Raw genomic sequence first — 18,113 nt, 5'->3', positions numbered from 1 at the left:
GCACGGCCAGAACGCCCTGCACTCGCAGAAGTTGTCGGTCCGCGGGCGGTGCGCCTCGTGCAGGGCCCGGGCCACGCGCCACAGCAGTGGGTCGGCGCAGCCCAGCGGCGGATCGACCGGTGGCTCGACCGGCTCCGGCGCAACTCCGTCGATCATCGTGGCCCCCAGCATCCGGCGTCTGTTGGCGCAACGGTAGCTGTTCGTGGCTCGCTGACGCAGACACGCTGTGCGCAACTTGCACGACCGGATTACGGCCCTAGATATGCGTACGGGTGCCGGGGCCGCCACCCCGACACCCGTACAAGAGGAAAGCTCCTAGTCGAGAGCCGCCTCTGCATCGAGGGTTACCGCCAGCGCGTGAACCACCGCGGCGACGCGCAACACCTCGTCGACCACTTCACGGGACACCCCTGCACCGCGAAGTGATCTTTCGTGCGATTCCAGGCACACCCCGCACCCGGTGATCGCGGATACTGCCACTGACCACGCCTCGACGTCGGCGGCGCCGACCCCGGGCGTGGAGGTCACCTGGCGGCGCAGCCGCGCCGGCAGGTGGGCATACGCCTCGTCACCGATGAGGTGCTTGGCGCGGAAGTAGACGTTGTGGATCGCCATCCGGGACGCGACCGCCTTCGCCGCCTCGGCGGCCTCCGGCTTGAGGTGGTCGCCGGCCTCGGCGGCGATGTTGCGGATCACGACGGCGCTGCGGGTCGTCATCGCGCTCGCGAGCGCGGCGCCCCAGAGCATCTGCTCGCCGAGCAGTTCGCCGGCGAGCACCGAGTCGAGGTTCAGCTCGAGGTCCCGGGCGTACGGCGGAAGGGCCGCCTTCAGCGTCGCGACGGACATCGAACCGCACCCCCTCACCATCGGTGACCGCCCCTCGTCGAGGGTCGTCATTCTTGACCGGCTCCAACCATGCCCGGTCCTCGTTACAGCTACGTGACGAACAGGGTGAATCGTGAAGCAGATCACGCCCGATCTCAAAATCCGGAATCACGTGTCACGAGGGGCTCGTGCGTGGCAAGCTACCGAACGTGACTCGGCTCATTATTGGCCCCTAGCGCGTCCCGCAGCCTCCGCCGGACGCGCAGACCTCTCGCATTTCGCGAGGGGTCTTTTTGTTGGTCCCCCTCCGTTTCGCCGAGCCCAGCCGCCTTCCGCCTTAAGGAGCAAACCATGCAGGTGTACGACACAACGCTGCGCGACGGGGCCCAGCGCGAGGCGATCAGCTACTCGGTTGTCGACAAGCTCGCCGTCGCGCGGCTGCTCGACGAGTTCGGGGTCGGGTTCATCGAAGGCGGCTGGCCGGGTGCGATGCCGAAGGACACCGAGTTCTTCCGCCGGGCGCGCACCGAGCTCGACCTCAAGCACGCCGTGTTCGTCGCCTTCGGCTCGACCCGCAAGGCCGGGGTACGCGTCCAGGACGACCCGCAGGTCCGCGCGTTGCTGGAGGCCGAGACCCCCGCCGTGACGCTGGTGGCCAAGTCCGACCTGCGCCACGTCGAGCGGGCCCTCCGTACCACGGCCGAAGAGAACCTGGCGATGGTCCGCGACACCGTCGAGTACTTCGTGTCGGAGGGACGGCGGGTCTTCCTCGACTGCGAGCACTTCTTCGACGGCTACCGGTTCGACCCGGAGTACACCGCGAGCGTCGCCGCGGCCGCCCTCGCCGCCGGCGCCGAGGCCGCCGTCCTGTGTGACACCAACGGCGGCATGCTGCCCTCGCTCATCACCCGCACGATCGCCGAGGTCCGCGAGCGCCTCGCCGTGGCGCTGGGCGTCACCCCCGAGGAGGCCGTCGCCCGCCTCGGCATCCACTGCCAGAACGACACCTCGTGCGCCGTCGCCAACACCGTCGCCGCCGTCGAGGCCGGCGTGCCGCACTTCCAGTGCACCGCCAACGGCTACGGCGAGCGCCCCGGCAACGCCGACCTCTTCGCCGTCGTCGCCAACCTGCAGCTCAAGCTCGGCATGCCGGTCCTACCGGACGGGTGCATCGAGCAGATGGTGCGCGTTTCGCACGCCATCGCAGAGATCGCCAACATCGCACCCGACACCCACCAGGCCTACGTCGGGTCGTCAGCGTTCGCTCACAAGGCGGGCCTGCACGCGAGCGCGATCAAAGTGGATCCGTTGATGTACAACCACATCGACCCCGTCGTCGTGGGCAACGACATGCGGATCCTCGTCACCGAGATGGCCGGCCGGGCCAGCATCGAGCTCAAGGCACGCGAGCTCGGTGTCGACCTGGCCGGCAATCCCGAGGCCCTCTCCCGGGTCACCAACCGGGTCAAGGACCTGGAGGCCCGCGGCTGGTCGTTCGAGGCCGCCGACGCCTCCTTCGAGCTGCTCGCCCGGGCCGAACTGGCCGACGGCACGGTCCCGCGGCCGTTCGCCCTGGAGTCCTACCGCGTCCTGGTCGAGCACCGCGAGGACGGCGCCGTGGTCTCCGAGGCGACGGTGAAGGTGCGGGTGCGCGGCGAGCGGGTCATCGCCACCGCCGAAGGCAACGGTCCGGTCAACGCCCTCGACGAGGCGCTGCGGGTCGCCCTCACCCGGCACTACCCCGAGCTGAGCCGCTTCCAGCTGGCCGACTACAAGGTGCGCATCCTGGAGGGCAGCCACGGCACCGGGGCCATCACCCGCGTGCTGGTGGAGACCCACTCGACCGGCCCCGACTGGACCACGGTCGGCGTGCACGAGAACGTGGTGGAGGCCAGCTGGCAGGCGCTCGTCGACGCGCTCAGCTACGGCCTGACCCGGCAGGTCCGCGTCTAGCTTCCATGCGGAAGGGGGCCGGCGCGGTGCGCCGGCCCCCTTCTCATTACGGGCATTTGTTCTGTTTATACGCGGCCAGCGCCGCCTGGTCCGGCTCGAAGCGCCAGGCCCCGTTCTCGTACTTCACCGTGCTCTGCCCGGTCTGGCTGGTCGTGGTCCCGGCCGGGGTGTGCGTCCACTTGATCGTCGTGGTCGTGGCGTCGGGCTGCGCCACGGCCGTCACCTGGTAGTCGCCCTGAAGCCCGGTGCACGTCGACACCAGATCGATGTAGGCGTCCTTGCCGATCGCCGACTTGGCGCTGTCCGTCCACAGGTCGTAGGCCCCGGCCCAGTCGCCGCCGGACAGATTGTCCAGCACCTGCTCGGCCGTCACCTGCGCCGACTGCGCGTCCTGCGGCTGCGCCGTCACCTCGACGGTGGGCCGATCGGACGCCGAGTTGTCGTCGCCGCCCTTGTCCGAGCAGCCGGCCGCCGCAACCAGGACAAGCGGCACGGCGATGGCGAGCGCGAGGCCGCGGTACGTTCGTGTCACCAATCTGCTCCAACGTGGTTCCCGTTTCGGGCGGGGGCCCGATCCGTAGGTGAAGGTACTCCCGGCCAACGACCCGCGCACAGTCGGAGGTACGCCCCCTAGTTCCCGCCCCTCGGCAGGACCAGCTCCGCCACGACCGCCTTGTGGTCACTGGCCGGGAGGCGGTGCACCGATACCTTCCGGACACCCACCCGCTTGTCCGCCAGCACATGGTCGAGCGTCACCCCGGGAACGAACCACTTCCCCTGGTACGGCCACGAGGCCTCGAACCCGGCCCCCACCACGTCGGCGGCGTCCCGGTACCCCGTGTCCAGCACCGCGCGGAACTTCTCATGGTCGAGCGTCGCATTGAAGTCCCCGATCAGCAGGCTCACCGCCCCATCGGGCGTGGCCGCCGGCTCCTGCACGATGTCCCGCTCCCAGCACCCCGCCCGCCCCATCGTGGCAGGCGCGCACGGATGCACCGACTCGACCCGCACGTCCAGCGCCCCCGGCACCCGCACCGCCGCCTGCGCCTGCCCGAACCCCGAGGGAAACAGCCGATATCCGATATCCGTGACCGCGTACCGGCTGTACACCGCCGACCCCGTCACCCCCGGCTTCGGGTACGACACGGCATTGGGCAGCACGTCCTCGAGCCCCGCCGCCCGCAGCCCCGCCTTGGCCTCCGGCGTGTACTCCTGCAACGCCACCAGATCCACCTGGAACTGCTTGACCAGCCCGACGATCGTCGCCGCGTCCGCGCCGCCGAACAGCATGTTCACGCTCATGACCCGCACCACCGGCCCGCCATCCGGCTCCGGCGTGCTGTCCGCCACCCACCGGGGCAGCACGCAGGCCGCCAGCGCCACCGTGGCCAGCGCCGCGAGGAGCGCCGGCCAGACCCGCCTCGTGGCCAGGGCGACCGAGAGCGGGAGCAGGGAGGCGGCTGCCACATACGGGGTGAACGCGATCAGCTGTACCGCGGGGAACCCACTGTCCAGGCCCAGGACCCTCGTCGCCGCCCACACCACGAACGGCACCACCATCAGCCAGACCACCACGGTCCACCATCGCCGCCGCGGCCGAGCGTTCTTCTCTGGGCGCAACGGCAGGGTGTCCTCCGTGGTGACCATCCCGCCAGGGTAAGGGACGCCGGCAAGCCGTACTGTCCCCGCGCGGTCGCTCTTGGGTGGGCTTGCTGCTCGCATGTGCCGGGGCCCGGTCTTGGGCCGCGCGGCTCCGCGTCTGGTCTGCGCCGCGTCCGGTCCGCGCCGCGTCCGGTCCGCGCCGCGTCCGGTCCGCCCGCTTTTGGTCCGCGCCGTCCGGCTCCGCTTCTGGTCCGCGCCGCGCGGCCCCGCCTCTGGCCCGCGCGCGGTGGCGGGTCTAGGTTGACTGCCGTGAGTGACCTCCCGCCCGCGCTCAACCGCGAGCCCGATGGCACGCCGAGGCCGGAGAAGCCCGCGACCCTGCCCGGCTGGCTGCGCCGCACGGAGGCGGAACAGCGCTGGCCGGCCGCCCTGGTCATCGCGATCGCCATCGTCATCCACCTGGTCCTGCCCCCGGACCTGGCCCCGCGCCCGCGCTGGCTGCTCCCGGGCCTGGAGGGCGCCCTGCTGGTGAGCATCGTGGTGGTCAACCCGCTGCGGATCAACCGCCAGACCCGCATCCTGCGCCCGCTCAGCATCGGCCTGGCCGCCCTGCTGACGGTCGTCACCGCCTGGTCGGTAGCCCTCCTGGTACACGCCCTCTTCGCCCGCACCAACGCCAACCTGCCCCCGTCCCACCTCCTCCTGTGGGGCGCCGCCATCTGGCTGACCAACGTGATCGTCTTCGCCCTCTGGTACTGGGAGGGCGACCGCGGCGGCCCCGCCGCCCGCGCGGACGCGAAGAGCCCCCACCCCGACTTCCTCTTCGCCCAGATGCAGGTCCCGGAGCTGGCCCGCCACGACTGGGAACCGGGCTTCTTCGACTACTTCTACCTCGCCTTCACCAACGCGACCGCCTTCAGCCCCACCGACACCCTCCCGATGTCCACCTGGGCCAAAATGCTGATGGTCGCCGAGTCGGTCCTCTCCCTGGTGACCGTCCTGCTGGTGGTCGCCCGCGCCGTGAACGTCATCGGCGGCTGACCCGCGTGGCCGAGCACTCCCAACCCCACCTGCACGACCACGTCACCTGCGTGGCCGCCCCCGCGACCTGGCTGTCACCCTCTTCCGGCCAGCTCGCCGCCGCCGCTGACGGCCTCTACGTGGAGGACCGCCGCGTCCTCGCGGCCCTGACGCTCACCGTCGACGGCCATCCCCCTATCCCGCTGGCCGTCCGCCGCACGGGCGCCGCATCGGCGGTCTTCGCCTCGGTACCGCACAACGCCCCCACACCCCCAACCCTCACCCTGACCCGGCGCCGCCTGGCCGAGCCCTCCGGCGGCACAGAGACGATCACCTTGTCCAACGCCTCGTCCGCCCCGGTCGAGGTCGACCTCGCCCTGTACGCCGCGACCGACTTCGCCGGCCTGGGCGAAGTCCGCACCGGCACCCCCACCGCGCGCCCCCTCGCCACAGCCCCCGAAGTCGCGCAGCCGTCCCCGTCCGCGCAGCCGTCCCCGTCCGCGCAGCCGTCCCCGTCCGCGCAGCCGTCCCCGTCCGCGCAGCCGTCCCCGTCCGCGCAGCCGTCCCCGTCCGCGCAGCCGTCCCCGTCCGCGCAGCTGTCGCCCGGTGTTCTCGACTGGCACGCCGCCGACGGCATGTCCGTCCGGATCCAAACGACCCCGCCGGCCGCAACGTCCACCCTCGACCGCACCTCCGGCGCCGAGCCGCTCCCCGACGGGGAAGACGCCTCGCGCGCGGATGCGCCAGAATCGCTGCGTGCGGATGCGAGCGGTGTCCCACGCGCGGACGCGTCCGCCGCGGTGACGCTACGGTGGTGGGTGACCGTGCCCCCGCGAGGCACCTGGTCGGCCGAGATCCGGGTGACCCGAACCGACGTGCCGCCGATCGCCCGCCCCAAGCGGTTCAGCACACTGCGCGTCGCCGCCGACGATCGGCGCCTCGATGCCCTCGTGCGGGCGAGCGTCCAGGACCTCGACGCGCTGCGCCGCACCGAGGGCGCGGACGCGTACTATGCCGCCGGCAGCCCCTGGTACCTGACCCTGTTCGGCCGCGACGCCCTCTGGACGGCCCGCCTCGCCCTCCCGCTAGGCCACGACGTCGCCGCGGGCACGGTGCGCCTCCTCGCGGCCCGGCAGGGCACCGCCCACGACCCCACGACCGAGGAGCAGCCCGGCCGCATCCTGCACGAGGTACGCCGCGCCGGCACCGGCCACACCCTGCCCCCGGTCTACTACGGCACCGTGGACGCGACACCGCTGTTCGTGAGCGCCCTGGCCGACGCCTACCGCTGGGGCATGCCAGCCGCGGCCGTACGCCCCCTGCTGCCCAACGTCCGCCGCGCGATGGCCTGGCTGCTGCGCCACGACGGCTTCATCGCCCACGACACCACCGGCGCCGGCCTGTCGAACCAGGGCTGGAAGGACTCCGGCGACGCCGTTCAGTACGCCGACGGCCGCCCGGCCGCGGGCCCGATCGCGCTGTGCGAGGTTCAGGCCTACGCGTACCGCGCCGCCCTCGACGCCGCCTGGCTGGTCGAGCAGTTCCCCGACGCCCCAGAACCCGGCGACGCGCCAAACACCGACGACGAGACTCGGCCGCTCGACGACGCGCGGGGGCGCGACGGGGCGGAGCCCCGCGAGGAAGCGACAGCCCACGCCGCGACGCCGGACCACGTCACGGCCCCGGTCCGGGGCGAGGCACAGGCTCGCGAGGAGGCGTCGGTCCGGGGCGAGGCACAGGCTCGCGAGGAGGCGTCGGTCCGGGGCGAGGCACAGGCTCGCGAGGAGGCGTCGGTCCGGGGCGAGGCACAGGCTCGCGCGGAGGCGTCGGTCCGGGACGAGGCACAGGCTCGCGCGGAGGCGCCGACCCGGGACGAGGCACAGGCTCGCACGGAGGCGTCGGCCCGCGACAAGGCACAGGCCGGGGAGGAGGCGCACGCGGACGGCACGGGGGAGGCGAGGCGGTGGCGCGAGTGGGCCCACGGTCTAGCCGACCGCTTCCGCGCGCGGTTCTGGACCCCCGACGGCCACCCCGCGATCGCCCTCGACGGCGCCGGGAACCAGGTCGACCTCCTCGCCTCCAACATGGGCCACCTGCTCGGCACCGGGCTGCTCGAGCCGCCGGAGAGCGCCGCCGTGGCCGGGCACCTGGCCGGCCTCCGATCCCCGTTCGGGATCCGCACGGTGGCGCCGGCCTCAGCGGGGTACAACTTCCTCTCCTATCACCTCGGCTCCGTCTGGCCGCACGACAACGCCGTGGCGCTGCTCGGGCTGGCCCGCGACGGGCACCGCGCGGAGGCGTCGGCGGTGATCGCTGCCCTGCTGGACGCGGCCGAGCGCTTCGATTTCCGGCTCCCCGAGTTGTACGGCGGGGACGACCTCCCCACCCCGTACCCGTCCGCGTGCCGCCCCCAGGCATGGGCCGCGGCGGTAGGCCCGGCGATCCTGACCGCGCTGCTCGGCCTAGAGGTCGACGTGCCGGCCGGGCGGATCGTGTTCGACCCGATCGCCCCGTCGCCGGTCGGCGCGTACCGCGTGCGGGGCCTCAAGGTCGGCGCCGGCGAGCTCGACGTGAGCGTCACCGCCGCCGGCGCGCTCACGATCCACAATGGACCGGTCGGCGTGACGTTCCACAACGCGGACGGCAGCCCGGCCAGGATCGGCCGCCCGGCCTGACGCAGGCGGCCACACCGAAAGGGCCCTCCAGGCGGCGCTACCTCGCGCGCACCTCGCGGCGCTACCTCGCGGCGCTACCTCGCGGCGCTACCTCGCGGCGCTACCTCGCGGCGCTACCTCGCGGCGCTACCTCGCGGCGCGGTCCTCGCCCGCGCGGTCGCGCGACCGCACGCCGGTGTCCGCCGCGGCACTGTCTCGAAGCGCTACCGCGCGGGTGGCGTCAGGCGCAGCACCGTACCGCTGCCGTCGTCGCTGATCAGCAGCGTTCCGTCGGTGTCGACCGCGGCGTCCACGGGCCGGCCCCACGACTTGCCGTCCGGCTCGACGAAGCCGGTCGCCAGATCCACCGGGTCGCCCGGCCCGGACGCGGTCCACGGGATGTACACCACCTTGTACCCGGCCGGCTTCGTGCGGTTCCAGGAGCCGTGCAGCGGCACCACCGCGCCCCCGCGGTAGAACGTCAGGCCAAGCGGGGCGCTGTGCGCCGGCAGCCCGAGGTCGATCGGGTCCGCCTTCGTGCAGTCGGCCTTCTGCCCGTCCCGGTTGAGCTCGTAGTCGCGCTGGAACGTCATGTTGTGCATCCCGTGGTCGCCGTCCGGGTTGCAGAACGGCCAGCCGTAGAAGCCGCCGTCGCGGACCTTGATGAACTCCTCCGGCGGGTGGTCGTCGACGTACTGAGTCATCCGCTTGCCCTTGTCCGAGACGCCGTCGCCGTCCACGTCGCGGTCGTCCGGCACGAGGATGTTGTCGCGGTTGTTGACCACGATCCACAGCTCGTCCGTGTCCGGGCGGAACGCGAGGCCCTCCGCGTTGCGGATGCCGTGCGCCAGCAGGTGCCGCGACGCGTTGGTGCCCGTCGCCGAGTACGTGTAGATGGCCGCCCGCTCCGGGTCGCTGACGGTGTCCTGCACGCAGGCGTTGCAGGTGGAGGCGATCGAGACGTACAGCGTCTCGCCGCGCACCGCGATGTTCTTCAGCACGTGCGCGTACGTGCCGTGCAGCTCCGGCGTGCTCGTGTCGGGCAGCCCGTCGACGACCACCTGCCCGTCGCGCGCCCTGAGGTCCCCGTTGGTGTACGGGTAGCGCACGACGCGGTTGGACTCGGCGATGAAGAGGTACATCTGGCCGTTCAGCGGCGCGAACACCATGTCGTGCGGCTGCCGCAGCCCGGCGGCGAACTGCGAGACCGCGCCCGCGCGCACGAGCTGCACCGTTCCGGCACCGGGCTGGGACACCAGCAGGTCGCCGCTCGGCGTCAGGGTCATGAAGCGCGCCTTCTCGATGCGCGCGTAGACCGACGCCGTCCAGCCGGCCGGCAACTGGAGGTACCGATCCCGGTTGAAAGGCGCGGACGCGAGCGCGGGTGGCACCGCGACCTTGACCCGGGTCGGCTGGCCGAGCCCGGCTCCCGGCGCGGCGCCGGACGGGGCGGAGCCACCGGGCCGCGCGGGGGCGGAGTCGGCGGAGCCTCCGGGCGCGCCGGAGCAGGCGGCAAGGGGCAGTGAGCAGGTCAGCAGCAACGCCCAGAGCTTGCGCATGAGGCCGACGCTACCCCTTCGTAAGCTTGACCAGTGCAGCTCACCGTTCTGGACCGGCCGACCTGGGAGGCCCGCCGCGCCGCCCACGAGGCGCGGGTGGACGCCTGGATCGAGCCGCACCTCGCCCGCCGTCGCAACGGCCGCAAGCATCCGGTCGAGGACTTCCTGTTCACGTACTACTCGTACCGGCCGGCGCAGCTGCGCCGCTGGCACCCGGGCGCGGGCGTCGTCCTGGCCGGCGCGGGCGCGGAGGCGGCCACCGTGCCGCCGCGCCGCATGGACGCGATCGCATGGATCCGCGCCCTGCTCGCCGCCACCGCCGCGCGGACGCCGCACCTGGGCTGCTTCGGCCTGCACGAGTGGGCCATGGTGTACCGCCAGACGCAGGACGAGCTGCGTCACAATGCCTGGCCGCTGCGCCTGGGCACGGCCGGCACGGACGCGGTCGTCGATGCCAGCCGGATCCGGTGCAGCCACTTCGACGCGTTCCGCTTCTACACCGCCCCCGCGCGTCCGCTGAACCTGCTCCAGCCGACCCGGGAGACCCAGGCGGACAACGAGCAGCCCGGCTGCCTCCACGCCAACATGGACCTCTACAAGCACGCCTACAAGCTCGCCCCGCTCGTGCCGGCCGAGCTGATCGCCGACTGCTTCGAGCTCGCCCGCGACATCCGCACCCTGGACATGCGCGCGTCGCCCTACGACCTGGCCGACCTCGGCTACGAGCCGGTCCGCATCGAGACTCCCGAGGGCCGCGCCCGCTACGTGGAGGCGCAGCGTGCCTTCGCCGAGCGCGCCATGCCGCTGCGCGGGCGCCTCCTCGCCGAATGCGACAGCCTCCTGGCGGACGCGCGCAACTGACCGCAGGGTGGAGCCCGCGCGCGGCCGTCTGGTGTATAAGTCGGTTTCATGTTGCGGCAGGGGCTCGGGCCCGGGGAGTGTCGATGAGTGAGGTACGGCGGCGGCTGGGTCCGCTGCTCGGCATGTGGAACATGACCGCCACCGTGGACGGCAAGGTCATGATGCGCGGATGGACCAGCTTCGCCTGGGCCGACGACGGCGAGTTCCTCGTCCAGCGCTCGGACGCCGACCCACCCGGCGACGACGTGTCCGACGACTGGGCCGACCACTCGCCGTTCCCGACCACGTCGGTCATCGGCTTCGACGACACGACCAAGACCTTCACGATGCTGTACTCCGACGCGCGCGGCGTCCTGCGGGTGTACGGCATGGACCTCGACGCCGGCACGTGGCGCATCTGGCGCGCGGCCGAGGGCTTCAACCAGCGCTTCACCGGCACGGTCGCGGCCGACGGCAAGCGCATCACGGCCGCGTGGGAGATGTCGCAGGACGGCCTCAAGTGGACCAAGGACTTCGACATGTCGTACACCCGCGGCTGAGCGGCGTCACAGCATCGCAAAGCCGCGTCACAGCATCCCCGCACTACCTTGCCGTTGAGACGGCGCGCCCGCGCGGGCGCCGGCCGAACCAGCGGGAGGGTGCACCATGATCGAGGCTGTCGGCCTCACGAAACGCTACGGCGAACGGGTCGCCGTCGACCGCCTGTCGTTCACGGTCCGCCCCGGTCAGGTCACCGGGTTCCTCGGCCCCAACGGGGCGGGCAAGTCCACCACGATGCGCATGATCCTGGGCCTGGACGCGCCCACCGCAGGCAGGGTGACGGTCAACGGCCGCCCGTTCGTCACCCTGGACAACCCGATGCGCGAGGTCGGCGCCCTGCTGGACGCCAAGGCCATCCACGGCGGCCGCAGCGCCTACCACCACCTGCTGTGCCTCGCCCAGAGCAACAACCTCCCGCGACGCCGCGTCGACGAGGTCCTCGACGTCGTCGGCCTGACCGCCGTCGCGCGGAAGCGCTCCAAGGGCTTCTCGCTCGGCATGGGCCAGCGCCTCGGCATCGCCACCGCGCTGCTCGGCGATCCCAAGGTCCTGATGTTCGACGAGCCGGTCAACGGCCTCGACCCCGAGGGCATCCTGTGGATCCGCAACCTGATGCGCTCCCTGGCCGCCGAGGGCCGTACCGTGCTCGTCTCCAGCCACCTCATGTCCGAGATGGAGCACACCGCCGATCACCTCCTCGTGATCGGACGGGGCCGAATGATCGCCGACTGCACGGTGCGCGAGTTCATCGACCGCAACTCCGCGCTCGCCGTGCGCGCCCGCACGCCGGAGCCGGAGCGACTGACCGCCGTCGTCACCGCCGCCGGGGGCAAGGCCGTCCACGAGCCCGACGGCGCCCTGCTGATCACCGAACTGCCGCTCCCGCGCGTCGGCGACCTCGCGTTCGACCACGGCATCCGGCTGCACGAACTCGCCCCGCTGCAGGCATCCCTGGAGCAGGCCTTCATGGAACTGACCAAGGACAGCGTCGAGTACCACGCCGCGATCCCGGGAGAACAGCAATGACCGATCTGGTACTGCCACGAGCCGGCCTGCGGGGCATGCTCCTTTCCGAGTGGACCAAGCTGCGCACGGTGCGCTCCACCGTCTGGTCGCTGGTCGCCATGGCCGGGATCGCCCTTGGTCTCATGTCCGTCATCGCCTGGGCCGTGATGCGCCAGTGGCACTCGACCGACCCGGGGGACCAGAGCTACCTGCGCGACCACCCGGTCGATCTGGTCATCGCCCGCCCGGTCTTCATCGCCCAGCTCGTCATCGCGGTGCTCGGCGTGATGGTCATCTCGGCCGAGTACACCACCGGCATGGTCCGCTCCACGCTGCAGGCCCAGCCCCGCCGCCTGACCGTGCTGTACGCGAAGATCCTGGTCTTCGCCGCCCTCATGCTCGTCGTCGGTGAGGTGCTCTCCTTCGCCGCCTTCTTCCTCGGCCGGGCCATCATCGCCGACCACATCCCCGTCGACCTGGGCGACCCGGGCGTGGCCCGCTCCGTCGTCGGCGCCGGCCTCTACATGGCGATGCTGGGCCTGTTCTCGCTGGCCTTCGGCGCCATCATCCGGCACACCGCAGGCGCCATCACCGCCGTGCTGGGCCTGGTCCTCATCGTGTCGCAGCTCACAGGGCTGCTGCCGGGGAGCTGGGGCGCACACATCCACGCCTGGATGCCGACAAACGCGGGTCAGCGCATCTTCCAGCCCACGCTGCCGCCGGGCGACCTGCTGACGCAGTGGCAGGGCTTCGCGGTCTTCGGCGGCTGGAGCGTGCTCCTGCTGGCCGTGGCCACCTACCTGTTCAAGTCCCGCGACGCGTGACCCGCGCGTCCTGCGCGAGTCCGTGCCGGGGCGCTCCTCCGCGAACGCTGCGTGGCCGTCGACCTTGACGGCCACGCAGCCGGCCCGGGCCAATCCGTGGCGCGTCCGCGCGTTGGCTCGGCTGCCCCGTTGTCCCCCACGTCGGTCCGTGGCGGCGACCGTGCATCGGGGTGACCTGCGCCCGCGCGGCGTCGGCCGGTAGCGGGTCAGCGCATCAACATCGTCTGCACTCGCGTATCGGCCCGCAGCGGCTCGGCGCGGGCGCCCGAGCGGTCACGAGACCAGGCGGACGACCTCGTCGGCGCAGCCCCAGGACAACGTGACACCCGCGCCGCCGTGCCCATACGCGTGGACGATCCTGGTGCCGGCGCCCGGCAGCGCCACCGGATCCGCCTCCACGCGCGGTCCGCCGTGCCGGGCAGGGCGCAGGCCGGCGGCCTCCCACAGCAGCCGCGCGCCCTCGAGCTCCGGGACCAGCTCGGCGCACCGGCGCAGGATCGCCGCCGTCGTGGCCGGGTCCGGCGTCTCGCTCCACTCGTCGGGCTCGAACGTGCCGCCGAGGACGACATCGCGCGAGCGCGGGTGCACGTAGGTCATGCCGCCCGGGTGCTCCTCGTCGCGCACCGACGTCACCAGCCCCGGATTGGCCACCCCGACGATCTGCCCCCGGGCCGGGAACACCGCCGGGTCCTGCGCGAGGTCGCGGGCCGCGAGCCCGGTCGCGTTGACCACCGCCCCGGCCTGCCCGTCGAGGTCGGCGAGGCGGTCGACGCGGCCGCGCGTGACCTCGCCGCCGAGATCGCGGACCCGCTCGACCAGCCAGGCAAGGTACGGCTCCATCTCGACAGACGGCACCGTGAACCGCCATTCGCCCGGATGCATCGTGAAGTCCGGCACCGCGGCCGACCACCACGGCGCACCGGCCTCGCCGCCGGTCCCGTCCTGGCCCTCGATCGCGGCGTCGTCGCGCACCAGCATTCGGGTCGGGCGCCTCGCCACGCCGGGGATGCCGGCGTCGGCCTGGCCCATCAGCTCGTCATAGGTAGCGTGCGCCCACGCCAGGATGCGGGGGTCGGGGGAGGTTCTGGTCGGGTACCACACGGCCGCGGCCAGGCGGGAGACGGTCCGGGCGGGATCGTCGGCAGTCAGCACGCGCACCCGGGCGCCGCTTTCCAGCAGTCGTACGGCAGAGGTCAGGCCGATCACGCCGGCGCCGAGCACAATCACGTCGTTCATGGCTCCAGGCAATCAGACACCCGGCGCGGCGTCGAAGTCTTGTGCGCTACCGGTCGATAAGCCGCGCTTATGATCGGGCCATGGATATGCGACGGCTGCGGTACTTCGCCGAGCTGGCGAAGGATCTGCACTTCACGCATGCGGCCAAGCGGTTGAACATCGCGCAGCCGGCGCTGAGCCAGCAGGTGCGCGTGCTCGAGCGGGAGGTCGGGGCGCGACTCATCGAGCGCGGCCCGGGGGCGTGCACGCTGACGCCGGTGGGTGCCATCGTGGCCGCGGAGGCGGCATTGCTGATCGCCCAGGTCGACGACGCGCGGGAACGCATCGCCGCGGCCGTGCGTGGACAGGGCGGGCGCATCCGCCTGGCGTACACCCGGTCGGCCCGGGGCGGGCGCGTGGACGCACTGGTCGAGCGCTTCCGCGCGCAGCATTCGCGGGTCGAGGTGATCCCGGAGACCGGCTGGCACGCGCCGAACGTCGCCGGGCTGCTCGCCGGGCGCTACGACGCGGCGTTCGTCCGCCCGCCGCTCGATGATCCAGGCATCGCATGGCGTCTCGTCGATACGGAGGAGCTGCGCCTTGCACTGCCTGCCGGCCACCGGCTGGCGCGCCTGCGCCGCGTGTCGCGGGAGGCGGTGGCCGGCGAGCCGGCGGTCATGTGGCCGCGGGAGAACGGCCCGGGCATGTTCGATCGCATCGTCGCGCAGGTGTGGCCGGCCGGTGGCTTCAACCTCGTCCGGTACGAGCCGGACGACGAGCAGCTGCTGCGCGCGGTCGCGGCCGGCGGCGTGGTTGCGGCAGTGCCGGAGGGCCGCGCCCGGGCGCTGCGGGTGCCGGGCGTGGTGCTGCGGCGGTTCACGCCGCCGGTGCCCACAGTGGACATCGGTCTGGCGTGGAACAAGCGCACCGTCACGCCGACCGTGCGCCGCCTGCTCGCCATCCTCGACGAGCTCTGAAGGCCGCCCAGCGCCCGGCCACCCTGGCGCTGCCGAGCCTGGCGCCCGAGCGCCGCCGGTGCGCTGGCGGCCGGCTCCGCGCGGAGCCGGGCTGCGACCGCCTCCGCGCATCAGTCCTTGGCGAACGCGAGCAGGTCGGCGTTGAACGCCGCCTCGTAGGCGTCGTGCAGGCCGTGCGAGGCGCCGCGGTACACCTTGAGGGTCGCGTCCTTCAGCAGCTGCACCGTCTTGAGCGCGGCGGCCTGGATGGGCACGATCTGGTCCGCGTCCCCGTGTGCGACGAGCACGGGGATGTCGATCCGCTTGAGGTCCTCGGTGAAGTCGGTCTCCGAGAACTCCTTGACGCAGTCGTACGCGGCCTTGAGCCCCACCGTCATGCCCTGCAGCCAGAACTCGTCGCGCTTGCCCTGCGTCACCGTGCTCCCGGGCCGGTTGCCGCCGTAGAACGTCAGGCTGAGGTCGCGGTAGAACTGCGAGCGGTTGGCGATCAGGCCCGTGCGGATGCGGTCGAACTCCTCGATCGGCGTGCCCTCCGGGTTGGTGTCGCTCTTGACCATCACCGGCGGCACGGCGCCGACCAGGACCGCCTTCGACACCCGCGACGTACCGTGCCGGCCCATGTAGCGCGCGACCTCGCCGCCGCCGGTGGAGTGGCCGACCAGGATCGCGTCGGTGAGGCCGAGCTGGTCGGTGAGTTCGCCGAGGTCGTCCGCGTACCGGTCCATCGTGTTGCCGTCCCACGTCTGGGAGGACCGGCCGTGACCGCGGCGGTCGTGGGCGATCGCGCGGAAGCCGCTGGACGCGAGCAGCATCAGCTGGTTGTCCCAGGCGTCGGCGGTGAGCGGCCAACCGTGGCTGAACACGACAGGCTGGCCCGATCCCCAGTCCTTGTAGAAGATCTGGGCGCCGTCGGACGTGGTGATGAATGGCATGACGCCTCCTCGCTACTCGGTGCGAGCGGTGGTCGCTAGTGCTCGGGTCTGACCGCGATGCCGCGGGATAAACCACCGGAGCCCCGGCAACGTGTCCGAGCGGGGGAGACGTCGCGGCTGGCGGGGTGAGCAGGAAGTGATGGCGCGGGGTGATCGTGGCCGCCTCTTCGCCCGGACGGCGCGGGAGGTGGTCCGCCGTGCGGCATCGGCGCGGGAGCGGGGCTGTCGGACCCGGTGGATGCGAGTGGCGACGGCGCAACAGCAGGGCCGCCGGCGTCGCGGCTTGAGGGGCACATTCCGACTGGTCGGATGGTCTGGCGAGGCGCCCGGAGGCGTCCTCCAGGGCGGTCATAAATCGAGCTCAACCGTACCTTAAGAGAGAGCGCTCCATTGAGCGATATTCATAAAGGTTATTTACTGTTAACAATCCTTCCTTTACATTGGCCGCATCACCCCCACCGCTGGAAGGAGCGATTGGATGCGCAAAGCGATCGCTGCGGTACCCCTGACGTTGGCCACCGTGGCCGCCGCACTGCTGGCGACGGCGGCTCCGGCGTCCGCACACGGGTACATCTCCTCGCCGCCCAGCCGCCAGGCGATGTGCGCGCAAGGCCGCGTCGCCAACTGCGGCGAGATCGTCTACGAGCCGCAGAGCGTTGAGGGCCCGAAGGGCCTGACGAGCTGCAGCGGCGGCAACAGCCGGTTCGCGGAGCTGGACGACCCGAACAAGGGTTGGCCGGCCACCACGGTCGGCGACTCCGTCACCTTCACCTGGGTCTTCACGGCCCGCCACGCCACGACGAACTTCGAGTACTTCGTCGGAAGCACGCGCATCGCGGTGATCGACGGCGGCGGCAAGCAGCCCGACGCCACCGTCTCGCACACCGTGAGCCTCGGCGGTCGCACCGGCCGGATTCTGGTCCTGGCCCGGTGGAACATCGCCGACACCGGCAACGCGTTCTACTCGTGCGTCGACCTGCAGGTCGGCGGCGGCGGAAACCCGACGCCGACGCCCACGCAGCCGTCGCCGACGCCGACGCGCCCGAGCCCGTCCCCGTCCACCTCGCCGACCACGTCCCCGACGCCGACCCAGTCGCCGACGGGTACGACCACCTGGGCGGCCGGCACCGCGTACAAGGTCGGTGACCGCGTCACCTACAACGGCGTGACGTACCAGTGCCGCCAGGCGCACACCGCGATCCCCGGCTGGGAGCCGCCCAACGTCCCGGCCCTGTGGCAGCGCGTCTGACCCTCGGTACCGCTGAAATGGCGGTGGCGTCCCGGCGACCGGGGCGCCACCGCGCGCAAGGAGACCCCCGGACATGAAACGCTTCGCGTTCCTTCTCGCGGCATTCCTGCTGGCGGGCTGCGCCGCCGCCCCGGCCCAGCCCGCCCCCGCAGGGACCCAGCCGCGCGTCTTCAACGACACCGACGTCATGTTCAGCCAGATGATGGCCGCCCACCACAGCCAGGCGCTGGAGATGGCGCGAATGGCGCGGACGAAGGCGGTCCACGAGGACGTGCGCACCCTCGCGGCCGCGATCGACGCCACCGAGACCGACGAGCTCAAGACCATGCAGGTGTGGCTCGACGCGTGGGGCCAGCCCCCGGCCGCGGACCCGTCCGCGCACGCCGGCCACGGCGGCGCCCATGGCACCAGCACCGACGACATCAAGGCCCTCGGGGCCGCCAGCGGCGCCGAGTTCGAGACCAAGTTCCTCAACATGTTCATCGCGCACCAGCACAACGCGATCGAGATAGCCCGCTTGGAGACCGGCACCGGCGTGAACCCGGGGGCGTTGGACCTGGCCCGGCGCATCGACGAGTCCAGGACCGCCGAGATCCAGCAGATGCTGGGGTACCTCAACCGGCCCGCCTGACCCGCATCCGCGCGCGGGCGCGTTCCTCTCACCCTGCACCCGGCCACACGCGTGGCCGGCCCGCAGGTGCTGCTTCCGCGGCCTCGCAGCCGCGGAAGGCGCGGGTGCCGCGCCCAGACGGCGTCGGCGCGCCCGGGCGCGGCCCCGTTGCCGCACGGACGCCGGCATGCGGCCGGCACCGCCTCAGGCGACACAAGCCTCAGAGAGTGTTGGGTAACTGAAGGACTACTTCTGGTCCTGGTTGAGTTCGTCGTTGAGGCGTCGGG

16 protein-coding genes are annotated in these 18,113 nt (G+C 72.2%); 10 read left to right on the top strand and 6 right to left on the bottom strand.

All coding sequences use genetic code 11. The features are described 5' to 3' along the window. Nucleotides 1–315: 315 nt before the first annotated feature. The gene (ahpD, locus tag ABD352_RS18135) at nucleotides 316–846 is read right to left on the bottom strand and encodes an alkylhydroperoxidase, AhpD family (protein WP_344613575.1); all 531 of its coding nucleotides are present in this window, start codon (nucleotides 844–846) and stop codon (nucleotides 316–318) included. A 330-nt stretch (nucleotides 847–1,176) separates the two neighbouring features. Between ahpD and cimA the strand changes: the two genes are divergently transcribed. Next, complete coding sequence (cimA, locus tag ABD352_RS18130; protein WP_344613574.1) at nucleotides 1,177–2,778, top strand: citramalate synthase; 1,602 nt, start codon at nucleotides 1,177–1,179, stop codon at nucleotides 2,776–2,778. Nucleotides 2,779–2,824: 46 nt separating this feature from the next. On the opposite strand, the gene ABD352_RS18125 is transcribed toward cimA, so the two are convergent. Both ABD352_RS18125 and ABD352_RS18120 read right to left on the bottom strand, forming a co-directional pair. Then, the gene (locus ABD352_RS18125) at nucleotides 2,825–3,310 is read right to left on the bottom strand and encodes a hypothetical protein (RefSeq protein WP_344613573.1); all 486 of its coding nucleotides are present in this window, start codon (nucleotides 3,308–3,310) and stop codon (nucleotides 2,825–2,827) included. Between the two features lie 98 nt (nucleotides 3,311–3,408). Continuing rightward, nucleotides 3,409–4,338 carry an endonuclease/exonuclease/phosphatase family protein gene (locus ABD352_RS18120; RefSeq protein ID WP_425553565.1) on the bottom strand — a complete coding sequence of 310 codons (930 nt, stop codon included), beginning with the start codon at nucleotides 4,336–4,338 and terminating at the stop codon, nucleotides 3,409–3,411. A 351-nt stretch (nucleotides 4,339–4,689) separates the two neighbouring features. Here ABD352_RS18120 and ABD352_RS18115 point away from each other — a divergent pair, with 351 nt between their 5' ends. Together ABD352_RS18115 and ABD352_RS18110 are read left to right on the top strand one after the other, a co-directional pair. Beyond that, nucleotides 4,690–5,421 carry a hypothetical protein gene (locus ABD352_RS18115; RefSeq protein WP_344613571.1) on the top strand — a complete coding sequence of 244 codons (732 nt, stop codon included), beginning with the start codon at nucleotides 4,690–4,692 and terminating at the stop codon, nucleotides 5,419–5,421. 5 nt (nucleotides 5,422–5,426) lie between these two features. Beyond that, nucleotides 5,427–8,075, top strand: coding sequence for a glycogen debranching N-terminal domain-containing protein (locus ABD352_RS18110; protein WP_344613570.1), 2,649 nt, complete (start codon nucleotides 5,427–5,429; stop codon nucleotides 8,073–8,075). Nucleotides 8,076–8,278: 203 nt separating this feature from the next. Here ABD352_RS18110 and ABD352_RS18105 read toward each other — a convergent pair whose 3' ends face one another. Next, entirely contained in the window at nucleotides 8,279–9,613 is a 1,335-nt protein-coding gene (locus tag ABD352_RS18105) for a PQQ-dependent sugar dehydrogenase (RefSeq protein WP_344613569.1), read from the bottom strand. A gap of 33 nt (nucleotides 9,614–9,646) precedes the next feature. On the opposite strand from ABD352_RS18105, the gene ABD352_RS18100 reads away from it, so the two are divergent. From ABD352_RS18100 to ABD352_RS18085, 4 genes are all read left to right on the top strand, one after another. Continuing rightward, complete coding sequence (locus ABD352_RS18100) at nucleotides 9,647–10,474, top strand: 3-methyladenine DNA glycosylase (protein WP_344613568.1); 828 nt, start codon at nucleotides 9,647–9,649, stop codon at nucleotides 10,472–10,474. A gap of 83 nt (nucleotides 10,475–10,557) precedes the next feature. Beyond that, entirely contained in the window at nucleotides 10,558–11,013 is a 456-nt protein-coding gene (locus tag ABD352_RS18095) for a hypothetical protein (protein ID WP_344613567.1), read from the top strand. A gap of 106 nt (nucleotides 11,014–11,119) precedes the next feature. Beyond that, nucleotides 11,120–12,040, top strand: coding sequence for an ABC transporter ATP-binding protein (locus ABD352_RS18090; protein WP_344613566.1), 921 nt, complete (start codon nucleotides 11,120–11,122; stop codon nucleotides 12,038–12,040). Next, complete coding sequence (locus tag ABD352_RS18085; RefSeq protein ID WP_344613565.1) at nucleotides 12,037–12,843, top strand: ABC transporter permease; 807 nt, start codon at nucleotides 12,037–12,039, stop codon at nucleotides 12,841–12,843. The genes ABD352_RS18090 and ABD352_RS18085 overlap by 4 nt, the downstream gene beginning before the upstream one ends. 273 nt (nucleotides 12,844–13,116) lie before the next feature. Here ABD352_RS18085 and ABD352_RS18080 read toward each other — a convergent pair whose 3' ends face one another. Then, entirely contained in the window at nucleotides 13,117–14,079 is a 963-nt protein-coding gene (locus ABD352_RS18080) for an FAD-dependent oxidoreductase (RefSeq protein ID WP_344613564.1), read from the bottom strand. An 80-nt stretch (nucleotides 14,080–14,159) separates the two neighbouring features. On the opposite strand from ABD352_RS18080, the gene ABD352_RS18075 reads away from it, so the two are divergent. Then, nucleotides 14,160–15,035: a LysR family transcriptional regulator gene (locus tag ABD352_RS18075; RefSeq protein WP_344613563.1), complete on the top strand. Its 876-nt coding sequence runs from the start codon at nucleotides 14,160–14,162 to the stop codon at nucleotides 15,033–15,035. Nucleotides 15,036–15,145: 110 nt separating this feature from the next. Here the strand turns inward: ABD352_RS18075 and ABD352_RS18070 are convergent, their stop codons facing one another. Further along, complete coding sequence (locus tag ABD352_RS18070) at nucleotides 15,146–15,967, bottom strand: alpha/beta fold hydrolase (protein ID WP_344613562.1); 822 nt, start codon at nucleotides 15,965–15,967, stop codon at nucleotides 15,146–15,148. Nucleotides 15,968–16,445: 478 nt separating this feature from the next. Between ABD352_RS18070 and ABD352_RS18065 the strand changes: the two genes are divergently transcribed. Continuing rightward, a complete protein-coding gene (locus ABD352_RS18065) occupies nucleotides 16,446–17,216 on the top strand; it encodes a lytic polysaccharide monooxygenase (RefSeq protein WP_344613561.1) in 771 nt (256 codons plus the stop codon). A 73-nt stretch (nucleotides 17,217–17,289) separates the two neighbouring features. Then, complete coding sequence (locus ABD352_RS18060; protein ID WP_344613560.1) at nucleotides 17,290–17,847, top strand: DUF305 domain-containing protein; 558 nt, start codon at nucleotides 17,290–17,292, stop codon at nucleotides 17,845–17,847. Nucleotides 17,848–18,113: the final 266 nt, after the last annotated feature.

The sequence above is a fragment of the Dactylosporangium salmoneum genome, assembly GCF_039532525.1.
Taxonomy (GTDB): Bacteria; Actinomycetota; Actinomycetes; order Mycobacteriales; family Micromonosporaceae; genus Dactylosporangium; species Dactylosporangium salmoneum.
The sequence above is the reverse complement of the archived record's forward strand: the minus strand, read 5'-3'. Positions and strand labels throughout refer to the sequence as shown.

What these genes read in the sequence shown, in the direction of transcription:
- ABD352_RS18090 (WP_344613566.1), top strand. Translation starts at nt 11,120, where the DNA reads ATGATCGAGGCTGTCGGCCTCACGAAACGCTACGGCGAACGGGTCGCC.
- ABD352_RS18120 (WP_425553565.1), bottom strand. Translation starts at nt 4,338, where the DNA reads ATGGTGGTGCCGTTCGTGGTGTGGGCGGCGACGAGGGTCCTGGGCCTG.
- ABD352_RS18075 (WP_344613563.1), top strand. Translation starts at nt 14,160, where the DNA reads ATGGATATGCGACGGCTGCGGTACTTCGCCGAGCTGGCGAAGGATCTG.
- ABD352_RS18085 (WP_344613565.1), top strand. Translation starts at nt 12,037, where the DNA reads ATGACCGATCTGGTACTGCCACGAGCCGGCCTGCGGGGCATGCTCCTT.
- ABD352_RS18070 (WP_344613562.1), bottom strand. Translation starts at nt 15,967, where the DNA reads ATGCCATTCATCACCACGTCCGACGGCGCCCAGATCTTCTACAAGGAC.
- ABD352_RS18080 (WP_344613564.1), bottom strand. Translation starts at nt 14,079, where the DNA reads ATGAACGACGTGATTGTGCTCGGCGCCGGCGTGATCGGCCTGACCTCT.
- ahpD (WP_344613575.1), bottom strand. Translation starts at nt 846, where the DNA reads ATGTCCGTCGCGACGCTGAAGGCGGCCCTTCCGCCGTACGCCCGGGAC.
- ABD352_RS18060 (WP_344613560.1), top strand. Translation starts at nt 17,290, where the DNA reads ATGAAACGCTTCGCGTTCCTTCTCGCGGCATTCCTGCTGGCGGGCTGC.
- cimA (WP_344613574.1), top strand. Translation starts at nt 1,177, where the DNA reads ATGCAGGTGTACGACACAACGCTGCGCGACGGGGCCCAGCGCGAGGCG.
- ABD352_RS18095 (WP_344613567.1), top strand. Translation starts at nt 10,558, where the DNA reads ATGAGTGAGGTACGGCGGCGGCTGGGTCCGCTGCTCGGCATGTGGAAC.
- ABD352_RS18105 (WP_344613569.1), bottom strand. Translation starts at nt 9,613, where the DNA reads ATGCGCAAGCTCTGGGCGTTGCTGCTGACCTGCTCACTGCCCCTTGCC.
- ABD352_RS18065 (WP_344613561.1), top strand. Translation starts at nt 16,446, where the DNA reads ATGCGCAAAGCGATCGCTGCGGTACCCCTGACGTTGGCCACCGTGGCC.